11 protein-coding genes, 5 tRNA genes and 1 other RNA gene are annotated in these 15818 nt (G+C 52.5%); 6 read left to right on the top strand and 11 right to left on the bottom strand.

Annotated elements, in window-relative coordinates; translation table 11 throughout:
* Positions 1-124 precede the first annotated feature (124 nt).
* From hemC to EB241_RS18150, 6 genes are all read left to right on the top strand, one after another.
* Complete coding sequence (gene hemC / locus EB241_RS18175; RefSeq protein ID WP_124234501.1) at positions 125-1066, top strand: hydroxymethylbilane synthase; 942 nt, start codon at positions 125-127, stop codon at positions 1064-1066.
* The gene (gene hemD, locus EB241_RS18170) at positions 1063-1809 is read left to right on the top strand and encodes a uroporphyrinogen-III synthase (protein WP_124234500.1); all 747 of its coding nucleotides are present in this window, start codon (positions 1063-1065) and stop codon (positions 1807-1809) included. The genes hemC and hemD overlap by 4 nt, the downstream gene beginning before the upstream one ends.
* Before the next feature lie 17 nt (positions 1810-1826).
* Complete coding sequence (gene hemX, locus EB241_RS18165; RefSeq protein ID WP_124234499.1) at positions 1827-2951, top strand: uroporphyrinogen-III C-methyltransferase; 1125 nt, start codon at positions 1827-1829, stop codon at positions 2949-2951.
* A 2-nt stretch (positions 2952-2953) separates the two neighbouring features.
* A complete protein-coding gene (hemY, locus tag EB241_RS18160) occupies positions 2954-4144 on the top strand; it encodes a protoheme IX biogenesis protein HemY (RefSeq protein ID WP_124234498.1) in 1191 nt (396 codons plus the stop codon).
* 1126 nt (positions 4145-5270) lie between these two features.
* The gene (locus EB241_RS18155) at positions 5271-5486 is read left to right on the top strand and encodes a hypothetical protein (RefSeq protein WP_124234497.1); all 216 of its coding nucleotides are present in this window, start codon (positions 5271-5273) and stop codon (positions 5484-5486) included.
* Positions 5487-5564: 78 nt separating this feature from the next.
* Positions 5565-6350, top strand: a complete 786-nt coding sequence (locus tag EB241_RS18150) for a condensation domain-containing protein (RefSeq protein WP_158612425.1) — start codon at positions 5565-5567, stop codon at positions 6348-6350.
* A 404-nt stretch (positions 6351-6754) separates the two neighbouring features.
* Here EB241_RS18150 and EB241_RS18145 read toward each other — a convergent pair whose 3' ends face one another.
* The 11 genes from EB241_RS18145 to EB241_RS18090 form a co-directional block, all read right to left on the bottom strand.
* A complete protein-coding gene (locus EB241_RS18145; protein ID WP_124234495.1) occupies positions 6755-7645 on the bottom strand; it encodes a GNAT family N-acetyltransferase in 891 nt (296 codons plus the stop codon).
* Positions 7642-8943, bottom strand: coding sequence for a phenylacetate--CoA ligase family protein (locus EB241_RS18140; RefSeq protein ID WP_233592647.1), 1302 nt, complete (start codon positions 8941-8943; stop codon positions 7642-7644). Before EB241_RS18140 ends, EB241_RS18145 begins: the two co-directional genes overlap by 4 nt.
* A gap of 37 nt (positions 8944-8980) precedes the next feature.
* Positions 8981-11389 (bottom strand): acyl-CoA reductase, encoded by a 2409-nt coding sequence (locus tag EB241_RS18135; protein ID WP_124234494.1) that lies wholly within the window; start codon positions 11387-11389, stop codon positions 8981-8983.
* A 1-nt stretch (position 11390) separates the two neighbouring features.
* The gene (locus tag EB241_RS18130; protein ID WP_124234493.1) at positions 11391-12518 is read right to left on the bottom strand and encodes a LuxE/PaaK family acyltransferase; all 1128 of its coding nucleotides are present in this window, start codon (positions 12516-12518) and stop codon (positions 11391-11393) included.
* 38 nt (positions 12519-12556) lie between these two features.
* Positions 12557-13816 (bottom strand): MFS transporter, encoded by a 1260-nt coding sequence (locus EB241_RS18125; RefSeq protein ID WP_124234492.1) that lies wholly within the window; start codon positions 13814-13816, stop codon positions 12557-12559.
* Between the two features lie 1193 nt (positions 13817-15009).
* Positions 15010-15123: non-coding RNA, RtT sRNA (locus EB241_RS18115), on the bottom strand.
* A 35-nt stretch (positions 15124-15158) separates the two neighbouring features.
* Positions 15159-15235: transfer RNA gene (locus EB241_RS18110), tRNA-Pro, on the bottom strand.
* A 67-nt stretch (positions 15236-15302) separates the two neighbouring features.
* Positions 15303-15379 (bottom strand) — tRNA-Pro (locus EB241_RS18105).
* Between the two features lie 27 nt (positions 15380-15406).
* A tRNA-Leu gene (locus tag EB241_RS18100) sits at positions 15407-15493 on the bottom strand.
* 15 nt (positions 15494-15508) lie between these two features.
* Positions 15509-15584, bottom strand: a tRNA-His gene (locus EB241_RS18095).
* A 65-nt stretch (positions 15585-15649) separates the two neighbouring features.
* Positions 15650-15726 (bottom strand) — tRNA-Arg (locus tag EB241_RS18090).
* Between the last annotated feature and the right edge of the window lie 92 nt (positions 15727-15818).

The raw sequence follows: 15818 nt of genomic DNA, 5'->3' as shown, positions 1-15818 counted from the left end.
ATTAAAACCAACCTGACCAGCTAAAGCATATACCCCGTCTCAACACCCGCCCTGCCCGTGGCAACTGACAGACTTCACCTGTCAATGTTAGGATAATCGTTGAACGATAAAAACGGTAACCAGCATGCCAGACAAAATTTTAAGAATTGCCACCAGGAAGAGCCCGCTTGCACTGTGGCAGGCACGTTATGTTCAACAACGTCTGATGGCCTTTCACCCAGGGCTTTGCGTGGAACTGGTGCCCATGATAACCAAAGGTGATGTGATCCTTGATACGCCGCTGGCGAAGGTCGGCGGCAAGGGATTATTCGTTAAGGAACTGGAACAGGCGCTGCTCTCCGATCGGGCCGATATCGCCGTCCACTCGATGAAGGATGTGCCAGTTGCCTTCCCCGAAGGACTGGGGCTGGTAACCATTTGCGAGCGGGAAGACCCACTTGATGCCTTTGTTTCAAATCACTACGATTCAGTCGACGCCTTACCGCAAGGCGCCGTCGTTGGCACATCCAGCCTGCGTCGCCAGTGTCAGCTCAGCGCACGACGTCCTGACCTGATTATTCGCTCGCTACGTGGCAATGTCGGTACGCGGCTTGGCAAACTCGATGCAGGTGATTACGACGCCATTATTCTGGCCGTCGCCGGGCTGAAACGCCTGGGGCTGTCAGCGCGAATTCGTCATGCCATGCCCGCAGAAGAGTCACTGCCTGCGGTAGGTCAGGGCGCGGTGGGAATTGAATGCCGTCTTGATGATCGCCGGACTATCGCTCTGCTCTCTGCCCTGAATGATGAAGATACCGCCGTACGCGTTAAGGCAGAGCGGGCAATGAATACCCGCCTGGAAGGTGGCTGCCAGGTGCCTATTGGCAGCTTTGCTGTTCTCCAGGATGACCAGCTGTGGTTGCGTGGACTGATAGGTTCTCCTGACGGTAAAGCCATGATCAGCGGTGAACGCCGTGGTCCACGCGAAGACGCGGAGAAAATGGGCATTTCACTGGCAGAAGAGCTACTTAACAACGGTGGTCGCGAGATCCTGGCTAACGTCTATCAGGGGAAGCCGCCCGGATGACCATCCTCATCACCCGACCTGCCCCCGCCGCTGAAAAACTGGTACAGCGTTTACGCCAGGCGGGAAAGGCTGCCTGGTCAATGCCCCTGATTGAATTTACCGCGGGTCGTGAACTGGACAGTTTACCCGGTCGGCTGGCCGGGTTGCAGGCGGGAGATTTGGTGTTTATTGTTTCGCAGCAAGCTGTTCACTATGCAGAGAGGGCGCTGGCGAAAAACGACAGATGCTGGCCTGCCAACCTGAACTATTATGCTATAGGTCGTGCAACCGGGCAGGCCTTTCACGCCGCCAGTGGTCGTGATGTGGTCTGGCCAGAGGGACGAGAAACCAGCGAAGTGCTGATACAATTACCTGCGTTACAACAGATCGCGGGTAAGCAGGCGCTGATCCTGCGCGGGAATGGCGGACGTGATCTTCTGGCTGAAACCTTGCGACAGCGCGGTGCTAATGTACAGTTTGTTGAGTGCTATCAACGTAGTGCAAAGCAGTATCAAGGGGCGACGGAAGGACGCCGCTGGCGTAATCTGGGTATTACCACGCTGGTGGTGACCAGCGGTGAGATGTTGGAACAGCTTTTTTCACTGTTTCCCAATGATGATCGTCAGGAATGGCTTCTGCACTGCCGGGTAATTGTCGTCAGTGAACGTCTGGCCACCCGAGCCAGAGAACTGGGGTGGCGTGATATCAGGGTGGCCGAGGGTGCCGATAACGACGCGTTGCTGCGGGCGTTACAACAAACTTAAATAGGGGATATACCACAATGACGGAACAAAAAGATTCCTCTGTCCTGGTTGATGAGAACACGCCAACGGCAGAGAGTACAGCACCAAAGCCTGGCCGCCAGCCTCGTAATGCTGCAACAGCACTGGCCGTGCTGGCGATTGCCATTGCACTGGCTTCAGGCATTGGGCTGTATATCAATGATAAGCACCAGACCGCGGCACTGTCCGCCGCTAACCAGACGCTGGCTAATCAGCTTTCAGAGCTGCAACAGCAGTCATTGAGCAATACACAGACTTTGCAACAGCAACTGACGGCACAGACTGACGCGCTGAATACTGCCCGTCAGCAGCAGGCCACCATGAGCCAGCAGCTTGACCAGCTAAAAGAAAAAGTAGCGACGATCTCCGGTAACGATGCACATACCTGGCTTCTTGCTCAGGCCGATTATCTGGTGAAACTGGCTGGGCGTAAGCTCTGGAGCGATCAGGATGTAACCACGGCCGCCGCCTTGCTGAAAAGCGCCGATAACAGTCTGGCAGAGATGAACGATCCCAGCCTGATTGAAGTGCGTCGGGCATTGACCAACGATATCAGTTCGCTATCAGCAATCAGCCAGGTTGATTACGACGGGGTGATCCTCAAGCTGAATCAGTTGTCCAACGGGGTTGATAACCTGCGTCTTGCCGATAATGACAACGATGACTCGCCAATGGATTCAGACAGTGGGGAGCTTTCGTCCTCACTGCGCGAATGGCGGCAAAATCTGGTGAAAAGCTGGCATAACTTTATGGATGACTTTATTACCATCCGTCGCCGCGATACCACCGCAGAACCTCTGTTGGCACCCAATCAGGAAATCTACCTGCGTGAAAATATTCGCTCACGCTTACTGGTTGCTGCCCAGGCCGTGCCACGCCATCAGAACGAGATCTATAAGCAATCTATCGATACCGTTTCCGCCTGGGTTCGCGCGTGGTTTGATACCCGCGATCCCGCTACTAAAGCCTATCTCATTCAGCTGGATGAACTGAGTCAGCAGAGCATCTCCATGGACGTACCGGATTCACTGCAAAGCCAGCCAATGCTGGATCAACTGATGCAAACGCGCGTGCGCAACCTGCTGGCCCAGCCCGGTGCCGGACAACGGCAGCAGGGAGAATAACCATGCTTAAGGTCCTGATACTTTTTTTATTACTGATGGCAGGCGTCGTACTTGGCCCGATGTTGGCAGGTCACCAGGGCTATGTCCTGATCCAGACCAGCAACTGGAACATTGAAACCAGCGTTACCGGGCTTGCGATTATTCTGATCCTGTCGTTAATCGTCATTCTGCTGGTTGAGTGGCTACTGCGTCGCTTATTACGGACCGGTAGCCGCACACGCGGCTGGTTTTTGGGCAGAAAACGTAACCGTGCCCGCAAGCAAACGCACGCTGCCCTGATGAAACTGGCCGAAGGGGATCACCGCCAGGTTGAAAAACTGCTGTCGAAGAATGCCGATCACGCAGAGCAGCCGGTAGTCAACTACCTGCTGGCCTGTGAAGCTGCACAGCAACGCGGTGATGAAATTCGCGCCAATCAGCATCTTGCAAGGGCAGCCGAGCTGGCCGGTAACGATCAGCTGCCGGTGGAGATCACGCGGGTACGGATCCAGCTGGCACGAAATGAGGATCATGCGGCCCGTCATGGTATCGATCGCCTGCTGGAAGTGGCACCGCGTCATCCTGAGGTTCTGCGCCTTGCAGAACAGGCCTACGTGCGGACCGGCGCATGGAATTCTCTGCTGGATATCCTGCCCGCAATGAATAAAGTGCAGGTCTTTGATGAGACCCACCGTGATACGTTGCAGCAACAAGCCTGGCTGGGGTTAATGAACCAGGCAATGGCCGAACAGGGCAGTGAAGGCCTGAAGCGCTGGTGGCAAAATCAGAGTCGTAAAACCCGTTACGACGCAGCGTTACAGGTGGCAATGGCGGATCATCTTATTGTTTGTGATGATCATGCCACCGCTCAGGAGATTATCCTGGCCGGTCTGAAACGTCATTATGACGAACGCCTGGTGCTACTGATGCCACGCCTGAAAACCGGCAACCCGGAGCAACTGGAAAAAGCGCTTAATCAACAGATTAAACAGCACGGTGCCACACCACTGCTTTACAGCACCCTGGGACAACTGTTAATGACGCATGGCGAATGGCAGCAGGCAAGCGATGCTTTCAGGGCAGCGTTAAAACAGCGTCCTGATGCCTTTGACTACGCATGGCTGGCAGACACGTTGGATCGCCAGCATAAACCGGAAGAAGCAGCAGAGATGCGTCGCGACGGACTGTTACTGACGCTGAAAAACAATCCTTAACCTCAGCGCGTGCTTTGCCATCAGCCGGGTTGATCACCCGGCTTTTTACTGTCCGGCTCTGCTCCCCTGACAAATCAGCCCCCTCAGACATCGTGCAAAGCCGGGAGTTTCTGCAGATAAAAAAACACCTGCCAGTCCGGCAGGTGTAAACGTTCAGGTCGGTAAGACAATTTGGCTGGTACCTGACTCAACGTAGTGTCCCTGTACCATTAAGGCCTCGCGGCGATAGTGGCGGCTGGACAACAGGTACCGTAAGGGCTCTGCATCATTCCCGGCTTTATGAAGCTTGCGCAAGCATAAAATGTGGAATGAGCATCTACATTTCAACTATTGCATAACTCATGCCAGAGCAAAAACCGTGCGCAATTTTTTATATAACAACTTGATTAATAATACGTTATTTAAAAAACCTTAAAACACCCGTTGGCAGCAGCGCTTCACATTAGGGAACGCTTCGCTAAAGATGTCGCCTGCTGACGACGGACTGCACAGGAATAATTAAATAACATAAAAATCATAGTATTATATGTCACCAAAATGAGACAGCGCGAGTGGTGAGGTAAATATCAGGGTGAAGCAGCCTGTCAGGCTTTATTCCAACAACATTGCCGCTATACCCCGTATCCAAAGTCAGTTGTCACGCCAGCACAACACTTCACGGTATTCCTTATGAACGAGGCCTGAGTTGCCTCAGTCAGTGGTGATAACACGTATCTTGGTTGGTATCGCACGCGGTTTTCAGCTGCCTGCACAATCCCCACCTGTGCAACAGAAAAACAGAAATCTTCCGAAAAAAGGTAGTTTTTCTTATGTGGTTACGCCTTTTTTTCGACAAAAATAATTTTAAAACCAGAAATTACCGGAGATATAAGAAAAAAAGAGTCCGGTTTTTCTTATAGATAAATATGGAGTAACTGGATGTTGATCCCCCTGATTACCTACCGGTACCACACCTTACCCTTAGCTATGCACGTCGGTCTGAATCCTTTATCCGCCAACCGGAAATCCCGATGCGCCGATAAAACGGCCAAAAGATATCGGTGCAGAAACGTCGGTTAGTTGCCCTCTCTTCATCGCGCCCTGGAGCGCAGATTAAGTAAATAAAAAATAAGGTCATGATATTACTATGAATGCGAACATCCCAACCTTACATTCTTCCGATAACCACTACCCGTACATGACGCCATCAACGCTGGCACAACAGGAAATCGCCCTGATCGAGGAGACGCATCAGCAGGCGAATTGTTGGCTTTCATTCTCACTGGATATCAATGAGCGACTGAATGTCGATAAGCTCAGACAGGCGCTGGAACATTTGGGTCAGCAGGTTCCTGTGTTGTAAACGCGACTGCTCTGGCTGGATGGCCGTTTATGGCAGCAGCGCACTTGCGCCAGTCGGCTTCTCCCCGAACTGACCGATTTGCGCAAACTTACTTCACCAGAAGCGGAATTTCTGAAGCAGCTGACGCAAAATACGCCAAATCGCAAATGTACTGATGGCGCACTTTCTCATTTCCGGTGGTATCAACTCGACGACGAGCGCTACTGTCTGGCCGCGTGGCTTCATCACAGCCTGATCGATGTACGCTCATGGACCATCCTGAAATCCCTGCTGGCAGAGAGCTATAACGCTTTAGTCGCAGGTTCACCACTTCCGACATTTCCACAGCTGGACAGTGCCGTTTTGCCCAAGGAAGAACAGTCCTGGCTGGCTGACTCAGCCAGCCAGGACGATGCCGCATTTTGGCAACAATACGTTAGCGGGTTGCCTTCTGCGGTGATGACGCAGCGTGTTATTGGCGAAGAGAGAAAACCGCTAAACGTGCGTTATATCCAACGTCTGGCGGCAGAAAAACGCTCGCGTATGCGCTTATCAGCCAACCAGCAACAGGTCAAAGAGCCTGTTATCTGGCTCAGTGCCGTCGCGCTGCTGATGCGCCTCCTTCCGCGTGTTCATCTGATGGCAGCACAGGAAACGTTGCCGGTGCCGGATGTCGATCCGTTGGTGCTCGCCGATGCCGCCAGATTTAACCGGTTTGTCGCGCAAACGGCCAGCCTGGAGGATTTGGGCTGGAGCTGGTTATACCATGACGGCCAGCTTCGTATCGGGCAGGTGAAGGGTGATCATGCCGGTATAATGAGCGATAAGGAAAATCGCCACCTGCTGGGGCAGCGTATCACTGAGGTTCTGCGGTCGCGCACCTGACCGCGTTGAGCAGGTGCCGTATGGTGATGATATGGCACCCGCCATTCAGAACAGAATCTGTGCCAGACTACGATAACCCATGCATTTTCATGGGTTACTCTTTTGCAGTAAGCGTCGCTGTATCTCCGTTGCGTCGCCGAAACACATCTCTGTTGCATCGTCGTCATCCATTTCTGAGTGTTGAATACCGTGCAGGGAAGCAGTAATGCCGACACGGTAAAGCATCCCTGTATGTAACATTCCTGGTTAAGAATTACACTCCGTTCAGCCAGTCTGTAAATGCCGGGTGTCCGGGCGTAGGGGGAATGAATAATGCAACACGGTTGCCGAAAAGGACTGCTATCAGCACGGCGATATCCCGGTTGTGGACCGGTAAAGCCACCAGCCAGCTGTAGCTGGCCCCATCAGGCTGAGAGTAAATACGTTTGTAACATCTGGGCTATCGGGCAGCACAATTGCAGTTCCTGTCGTCTGAAGCCGCGCTGAAATAACCAAAACCAGCCCCCCCTGTTATCAGGCATCAGGCCAGAATCCCGGTAGCCTGCGCGGTAAAGCATGGGCAGGGCCTCTGCCAGAGCCGTGCTGATCTGAGCCCGCAGATAGATGAGTCGGCTATGCGGAAGTCGGGTGATTTCATCTGTGATTCTGTTTGTCGGTTGGTAGAGTGTGACCTCCACGCGATTGCCGATGTCGGTCATCTCCAGAGCTGAAGTCGTCTGTACCGTACAGGGAGGTAGTGTACTGCCAAACCGGGCGCTTAAAAGCGACAGCCAGTGATGCTGCCCATGCATTCCCACGATCTGGGGCACCGGACATGGCTGCAAGGGCAGAACACCCAAAATCACACTCTCAAGAGACCCTGATTCAAACGGCGACACCACGTAGTCCCGTAACAGGGCAATAGCATCAAAGCCCAGATTTTTCGCCATCCGCTGTGAATGAGGATGGCTACATACCATTTTTATCGTCAGCATAGTCAGCTGTTGTTTACGGGCCTCACAACGCAGATGTCTGCCCAGTCTGGTGGCCACGCCACGACGTCGGGTTTTGGGGTGTGTCGCAAACATAGCCAGCTCGGCGCAGGGTGCATCTTCATTCATCCACAGCGCCGCATGGCCTATGATGCAACCATTTTCAACGGCCACCGCGCTGTGCCAGTGACGCTGTGCGTTATGCCAGACGATCATCGTGGGCATATAAAGGTCAGAATAAACGTAGCGATCGCCGTAAACCTCGCGAAACAGTTCGCTGATGCCATCAGCATCATCTGCCACGAAGTCTCTGATAACAATCATCTTTCCGTTTCCTCTGTTAAATACGCACGACGGTCCATAACGCGCTGCAATTTACCGGTACGGGAATTGCAGACAAGCTCATCCTGCCTGCACCACTCAATGATCATACGCAGTTGACCTGCTTCAAGTAGGCCAGCGAGTGAGCTGTCTTTTTCCAGAATGGCGTGACAGAGCGCGTCGGCCTGGCTATCACTGCCGGAGAAGGCAATACGCAGAGTCAGCCAATCGCAATGGTCGTGATGATCCAGCACCATCTGCCACTGTTGTCTGCCTAAGGTTTCGCTTATCAGCGTATTGAACTCATCAGGGAAAACAGAGGAAAAGCCCACGCGAAGACGATATCCGAGGCTGCTTCGTCCTTGCAGAATAAACTTACGGGCGGGTGTTCCCGGCGGTTCACGCCAGGCAGCAAGATCGCCAACCGGATAACGTATCAGCGGCATGAGTTTGCGCGTCAGATTAGTGATAACCAACATGCCGGTGCGATCTTCCTCAAAAATGGGTTCGCCAGTGGCTTCATCAATGATTTCGACGATCGTTTCAGGTTCAAACACCCGGTGCTCTCCGACAAGACAGGTCGTATCGCTGGCACCAATCAGACCTGCATCCACGCTTGCGCATCCAATAGAGGCTACACGGGCATTAGGGAAAACCTGCTTAAGCAGCAACAGCTGTTCTGCAAATATGCTCTCAGAGCCAAAGAGAAGCAGCGTAATACCCGGTAGTTGCTGCTGTCGCTCCGCTGTTCTTGCCGCAAATTGTAATAACATGCAAGGAACGCCAGCCAGGACATGGATATTATGTTGGTTGAGTTGGTCAAACAGCGTCTGTGGCTTCATCGCGCCGCTAAACGGATATTCGCATACCGGCGTATCCATGTGGGCAAGAGAAGCGTGGATAAATAAGAAACTGGAGTAAAGGTCCCCGGCAAAAAACAGATTCGCAACGCGATCGCCGGGCTGCAAATGGTTGGCCAGGCTCCGGCCAAAGCTGGTGACAAAGGCAAGCCATTCGCTGCGTGTATAAACGGACAGTTTGCCGGCACCGGTGGTGCCGCCAGTTTTAAATACCATGCCATCGCTAACCGGTCCGGTCAAAACCGGCCAATGAGTCAGCCCGCTGCTCCCTTGCCAGTAATTGCAGGGTTCCACCAGCGGCAGGTCGCCTATTTGCCAGCCACTCTGCGGAAGGTGCTGGTAATGCCGGGCATAATATGAAGAGTGTCGGCGGGCGAACGCTACAAGTTCTTCAAGGGCTAAGAGCATATCGTTCGCAGTGTGCGTCTCTTGCTTTGTCATGTTTATATATCCTTATGGTCAAACAGACTGTGGACATTCAGCGACGTTTATCGATGACCAGTGGCGTTTTACCGCTTTGAGGGTGTCGTTCAAACGCGACAAACGGGCAGCATGTGACCTCAATCTCCAATAATCCCGCCTCCAGCCCCATCAGCAGTTCAGGATGGCTACTGACCCGGCGTTGTACCTCAGTGGTATCCCCCTCCGCCAGGATACGGATACGCTCCCATCCGCTGGAAGGATTATGGTCAAGGATGAGCTGTACTGGCACCTCTGCCAGCTGCGCCAGTTGCTGTACAGGGATAAACATCGTGCCAATACGTATCAGGTTGCCGTGGCGGCCGAGCAGTTCAAACCGGGGTGTCAGCGCACCACAGGCGCAGCGTCCTTCCACCCAGCGACCCAGGTCGCCAATATCGTAGCGAACCACGCGATGACCTTCACGGACCCTGGAGGTAAACAGCAGACGCCCCACTTCTCCCGGCCCGACAGGTTTGTCGCATTCCGTATTGACGATCTCCAGCCACTGAATATCCGCCATCAGATGAAACACACCTTCAGGACTCGCGCTACAGCTGTATCCCAATGGCCCGGCATCGACGGAGCCATATAGCGCGGAACGAACCATTTCAATACCAAAGCCATGAAAAAACGCACGCTGAATGGCGCTTATATGTTCACCGCCGGTCAGCAATTTGTGAATGCCACCATAACTACGCAGCAATGACGCCTGCTGGTGGAACAACTGATACAGGGTACTGGGCATGCCTGTCAGGGTGTTGACCTGCTGGCTGACGATCGTTTTCGCAATCTCTTCATAATTATCATCATGCGGCCCCCCCATGGGCAGGTGCATAACGCCCGCTTTGTCGAGTACGGTGAAGAAACTCAGCAAACCACCATACAGATTTCCGGCGTACATCAGACTCAGCACTTTATCCTTCGCAGGATCGAGACCTGCGGCGAACATGCCATCGGCAGCGGCTTGCATCTGAAGGTGGTAGTCACGATACGTAAAGCCCGCCAGTTTAGGTACGCCGCTGCTGCCACCGCTGCGGAAAAAGAGCTTTGCGCCTGGCTGGATCGCATTTTCAGTGAAGGCGGCTCTATCCATGACAGGCTGATCGACGGGTAAGCAAGGTGCCTGAGACGGGAGATCGAGCGTCGCTAATCCGGGCAATATCCCGGCGTCGAGGGTGACAGTAACGCGTCGTACCAGCTGGCTTAACGCAAATATGCCGTCGTGCGGTTCACCGCTATAGCCTGAATGCATGCCAGCAAGGGGGGTGATGCGATTAACCCCAGCGGTCAGCAGAAGCTGACTGAGGAACACCATATCCTTCTCTGTCGCCGCCAGGCTACAGGTTTGCAAATAACGACGCCAGGGACGCAAGGTCTGAATCAGTTTGTGCCGTGGTAGCGGACGCAACAACAGCGTGCGGTAAAGCGGAGAAGGCTCGATCCCGACCGTGTTTTGCAGCAAGATACGCCAGTTATCGCCATTCCAGCATCGGTTGTCCGCGCCGGTAAAAACCCTGTCAAGTTCGCTAATAGCTTGCGCACTGGTAATGTCTGCCGCCGACTTTTCATCCGGTTGCTGAAAGGGCCAGTGACCGCAACGGCGATGCATTGCCTGCGCCAGACTGTCGCCAATGTCCGTTAATGCGGACAGCGACTCCGTATCGACAAATACTATCTGTGAGCTGGAACATGCCAGCTGATCGAAACGACAAATTTCATCCGCCAGCGCATCCATCTGCCTGTCATCGATCGCATCCGGCATCAGCCAGGAGAAGCTGATTTTATGTCCCCATGGGATCCAGCGACAGCCGCCGGGAAGCTGATGACGTATAGCGTTGAGCGCGGCATCGCCACCCCATGCGGAAATCCCATCCACATGCGCCATCAGTAGAGCGAGCCTGTCGGTCGACACAGGCAGGATGGCGAAGTATTTCGCCAGCGTATTCGTCGCATCGCAGTCAAGAAAACCCTGCAACAGTTCCAGGGTCAGCCCTTTTTCGCTGGCACTGGGACGCAGCCAGTTAATATTGCCCACCAACAGGCTTTCCACGATCGCCAGAAAAGGAAGGGCTTGCGCATTAGCTGGGGTAATATGTAGCACCACGCCCAGCGGACGCCAGCTCTCGAAATGCGGCCGTGAGAAATTAAAACGGCGTAACGAGAAGGGGGCATCACCCAGCTCATGCTCAAGCTTGAAGCGCAACGCCTCTGGCTGGCAGAACTGGCTCACTTCTTCGCGGACCGCCGCATCAAGCTGGGGTAAAAAGGCGTTATCTTCCAGTCGCTTCACAAACTGTCCCACACAGGCAAACAACGCATCCGTGGGCAGCGGCTGGCTCAACGTATCGTCCAACATCTCTGTCAGCAAGACTAACGCCTGTTCCGGTGTGAAGGAGGGGTAACCTTTGCCATAAATGAAATACATATCACTTTCCTTGTAGTAATTCTGAGGCCGCCAGTGCACAGCTCCTTGCCTGATGCTGACTGGCGCGCCCCAGCAGTTCAAACCAGTCTGTCGCCAGTCCACACCCACACTCATCGGCGCGATGCAGAATCGCTACATCGCTCATCACGATGCTATGGGCCGGACTGGAAGTGATGTAGGGCGAGACAAACTGCAAGAATCCCCGTTCGCCGTATGCTTTAATCTCAAACGTGCGGGTATCACGGATCCACGCCCTGGCGTAGACCGGAATATGAAAATGGTGATGGGGGCACTCAACGTAGGGAACGCAGTGTTCAACAGAACCGTAGCCATCCCGACAACGTGCATCAGGCAGCCCTAACTGTTCACCAAGCCGTGCGTACAGCGTTGCTTTTGGTATTTCTTTATCAGCATGCGTTTTCCAACCACCACCGAAAAACGTTAATGAACCTGGCGGCAACGTCAGTGGGGGCAAATGCATATCGCGCATCCTTTCCAGAACAAACCACATAAATGCAGGGAACCCAAAAATGCGTACCGGGGCGTCATCCTGTGAGAAGGTTTGGAGTGTGCGGATCACGCCAAATGGATCGAATTCATGACCTTTTCCGGTATTACGCAGGGCATAAACGGCCTGTTTGACGGGGGCATATTTGCACAAAAACCGATCGGTATAGGCTGTACCCAGCGTGATCGCCTCATCAGGTTCATAACTCAGCAGGAGGTAATTACAGGGTGTGGCTGGTGTAACCCATTCATAATGATGAAAAATATGGTCGACCATGCCTTGCGCGGCCTTGATGCTTCGGTGGTCAAAACGCATCCGACTTTTTTGCCCACTGGTTCCTGACGATGTCAGCTCCAGTGCATTCTGACCTGTGCTACTGAGCAAAAGATGACGTTTGAAATAATTGGCAAATATTGGCGGCAGATTTCCCCATGATTTCAACTGCGGATCGTCCGGGTTGATGCGATGGTGAATTAACCATTGCGCGTATCCCGGCGTATTTTTAACATGGAAAGAGACGATTTCCAGCATGGCGTTATGGAATAACTGGTCACTCATTGCATCGCACTGATAAGGTCTGGCGATCGCACAGAGTTCATCGACAGCAGGGACGGATATCACGTTATATTTCCTTAATAGTCGTTACGTCCATTGAATAATCAGAAGTCATCAGATCCCGGAGCAGCATTATTACGCTCTTTATGTCTTAGCAGGTTCATAATAAGTAAGAACGCAAAGCCTGCCGGAATGGCGACGGCAATGATATAGCTACCAAGGCTGTTGCCTGCTCCAGCAAGCGCCAGCAGTGCTCCACCTATACTGAATACGCCAACTGACACCATGCCGAGCATGGCAGAAATTGCGCCAAGACCGTGTGAACTGGAAAAAAGTGTAACTCTGTAGAGTGTGGCGTTACAAATACCAAAACCGTAAGCATAAACAGACAGACCGACAATAAGGACAACCATATTATTAAACAACGGTGTCAAAATGAGAGACAATATCAAACCAAAATAAACAGGAAGGGTGGAAATTAATAACAATCTTTCTATTTTAAATTTGTCCGCAATGAAATTAAGCGTAATATTGCCTGCGATTAACGCACCAAAAATCGGAAATTGCCACAGCGCGTAATGCAGAGTGCTCAGTCCCAGGTTGCGCATAAGCAACAGCGGCGAAAGCGCAATCCAGGTCATCAGCGGCAAACCGATAAGTCCCAGTGCAACGCAGCCAGACAAAAATTGTTTATGCCGCAGTAAATCACCATAGACGCGGCCGATCGCTGCTATCTGCATTGGCCGTGGAGCAATGATGCTACCGTCATTACGCCGAACGCCGATGGACTCCGGCATCCACCGCAGTAACCCCAGCCAACAAAGCCCCGACAGAACGGCAATGACAATGAACATTGTTCGCCACGTCATTAACGTGAGCAAGAAGCTACCGATCAGCGGGCCAAGCAGAGGCGAAAGCAGTGCAATATTAGCGATGAGTGCAATCAGGCGAATAGCATCGGACTCGTTAAACGACTCTTGCAAGGCCGGGTAACTCACCACTACTACAAACCCCAGCCCCATTCCCTGAATAAAGCGTAGAACAGTAAATAAATGAATATTATTGGCCCATGCGGTAACACATAAAGATACGGAAAATAATGCGCAACCGGTTAACAATAAAGGGCGCCGACCAAAACGATCGGATAGCGGTCCCAGCAGCCATTGAAAAGCAACGCCGCCAAGCAGGTAAGCATTCAGTGACCAGGGCACATAACTTTCCTTAGCATGCATGTCTGCCGTTACCGTCAACATCCCCGGCATAATTACGTCACTGGCGATATAGGTCATGAACTCGAATAAAGCCAGCACAACACAAAATATAATCGATTTTCTGGAGCTGATAGGAAGCAATGAGTTAATCATAAGAAACGGGTATCATCCTTGTAAAAATAGCATCTGCGACAGACTGAAAACCAATCATTCTATATTTTTTAAAAAAAAACCACTTTTGAACGCAATTAATCGATCATTATCTTCCAGGGTAATTTTATTGGAATTTTATCAAAGAACATTTAAATTCAGTTGAGTACTATTTATTAGTAAATAACTTGACCGTTTCAAAAAAACATCAATAAGACAGCAAGTTTACATCACTGAGCGTTATTTTGATGCGGTGGCTTATTGAATCAGGTCACCTGAATAAAGGTGATATGCTCACCACAGATCAATACAGATGGTGCAGTGAAAAAAGAAGAAACATTAAAATAAAGAAACAGGCATCGTTGTGTTAAAAAGCCAGCCGCGCTCCTGATGTCTGGCTTCCTGAATCGTTCCCGTTAATGGGTAAGCTCAGGACACGTTATCCGGTGGCCATGGGCTGTCATTTTTTTGCGCTTTACCGTCGCTGCAACACCCCCTCCTGACCAACTGGATATCAGGCAGAGGTGCAGGGGTTACACAATGCCGGTGCACTATGACAACGCCTGAAGACGTCCTGGTAGGGACTGGCTTGCTGGCAAACCGGAGCGGGCAGGCACATACAGCCATGCCGAGTCACCCTGAGCGCCAGTTCGCAGCCACCGACCCAGGCACGATGTAACTGAGACCTGGACCGCAAGACGCCGGACATATCTTACTGTTTTCCGCGCGCTGTTCGCCAGCAAACCAGTGGACTGGGCGATACCGTGCTGTCCATACCGCGTGATCACAATCAGCGCGCTGGCAACGGTCAGGCAAACCGATCAAAGGGGGTCCGCAGCGGTCACTTTACAGGCTGACAGCGAGGACAGTTATGCGCCCGGCATGAGTCATGCGCGGATAACAGCCCGGTTCAGGCTGGCGAAATGTATCCAGCAATTTATGACGCGCTATTTTTCGGTTCAGGGCAACGGAACCATCCAGGCACAGATCTGAAAAACAGATTTGGCAATATCGATACCCACCACTCTGCGCTTGTTCATGTGATATGACTCCCGGATCCATGCGCTCCAGGTATGACGCTGATCACCTCAGGAAAGGGCATCCATCATCTCAGGGTTCTACGCCGGAACCCCATATCACTACGGTCAAGCCGCAGAGACGAAAAAGCCAGCCCGGAGGCTGGCTTTCTGTGAAAATGGTCGGCGAGAGAGGATTATTCCCCTGCGGGCCGTTGCTGACGCAACGTTGTCTCGCTCCGCTCGGCGCAAACCTCCTTCGGAGGTTCTCATCCTCTGTCAGCCGCAGAGACGAAAAAGCCAGCCCGGAGGCTGGCTTTCTGTGAAAATGGTCGGCGAGAGAGGATTCGAACCTCCGACCCACTGGTCCCAAACCAGTTGCGCTACCAAGCTGCGCTACTCGCCGGATACTGCTTTTACTATATACGTCAGGCTTTAAGCAAAAAACCCTGCCTCAGCAAGGTTTTAAAATATGGTCGGCGAGAGAGGATTCGAACCTCCGACCCACTGGTCCCAAACCAGTTGCGCTACCAAGCTGCGCTACTCGCCGTCAAATTCTTCTGTACTAATGATTTTGTGGTGCGAAGAGAGGGACTTGAACCCTCACGTCCGTTAAGACACTAACACCTGAAGCTAGCGCGTCTACCAATTCCGCCACCTTCGCGTACCATTCAAAATCTGGGGTGGCTAATGGGACTCGAACCCACGACAACTGGAATCACAATCCAGGGCTCTACCAACTGAGCTATAGCCACCATTACTGCTACTTCATCTTACTAACGCGGTAAAACCACCACCGCAGCTCTTGCGCACAACTTAATGGCGCGCCCGACAGGATTCGAACCTGAGACCTCTGCCTCCGGAGGGCAGCGCTCTATCCAGCTGAGCTACGGGCGCGTAGCGCCGTTGCGGATGGGCATACTACGGATTTGAGCCGATCCTGTCCAGTGCTTTTTTCACAATGAAGTCAGTTTGCTTACGCTTTGTGC

It is taken from the genome of Erwinia psidii (genome assembly GCF_003846135.1).
Classification (GTDB): domain Bacteria; phylum Pseudomonadota; class Gammaproteobacteria; order Enterobacterales; family Enterobacteriaceae; genus Erwinia; species Erwinia psidii.
This window is presented reverse-complemented; position numbering and strand designations above follow the sequence as displayed.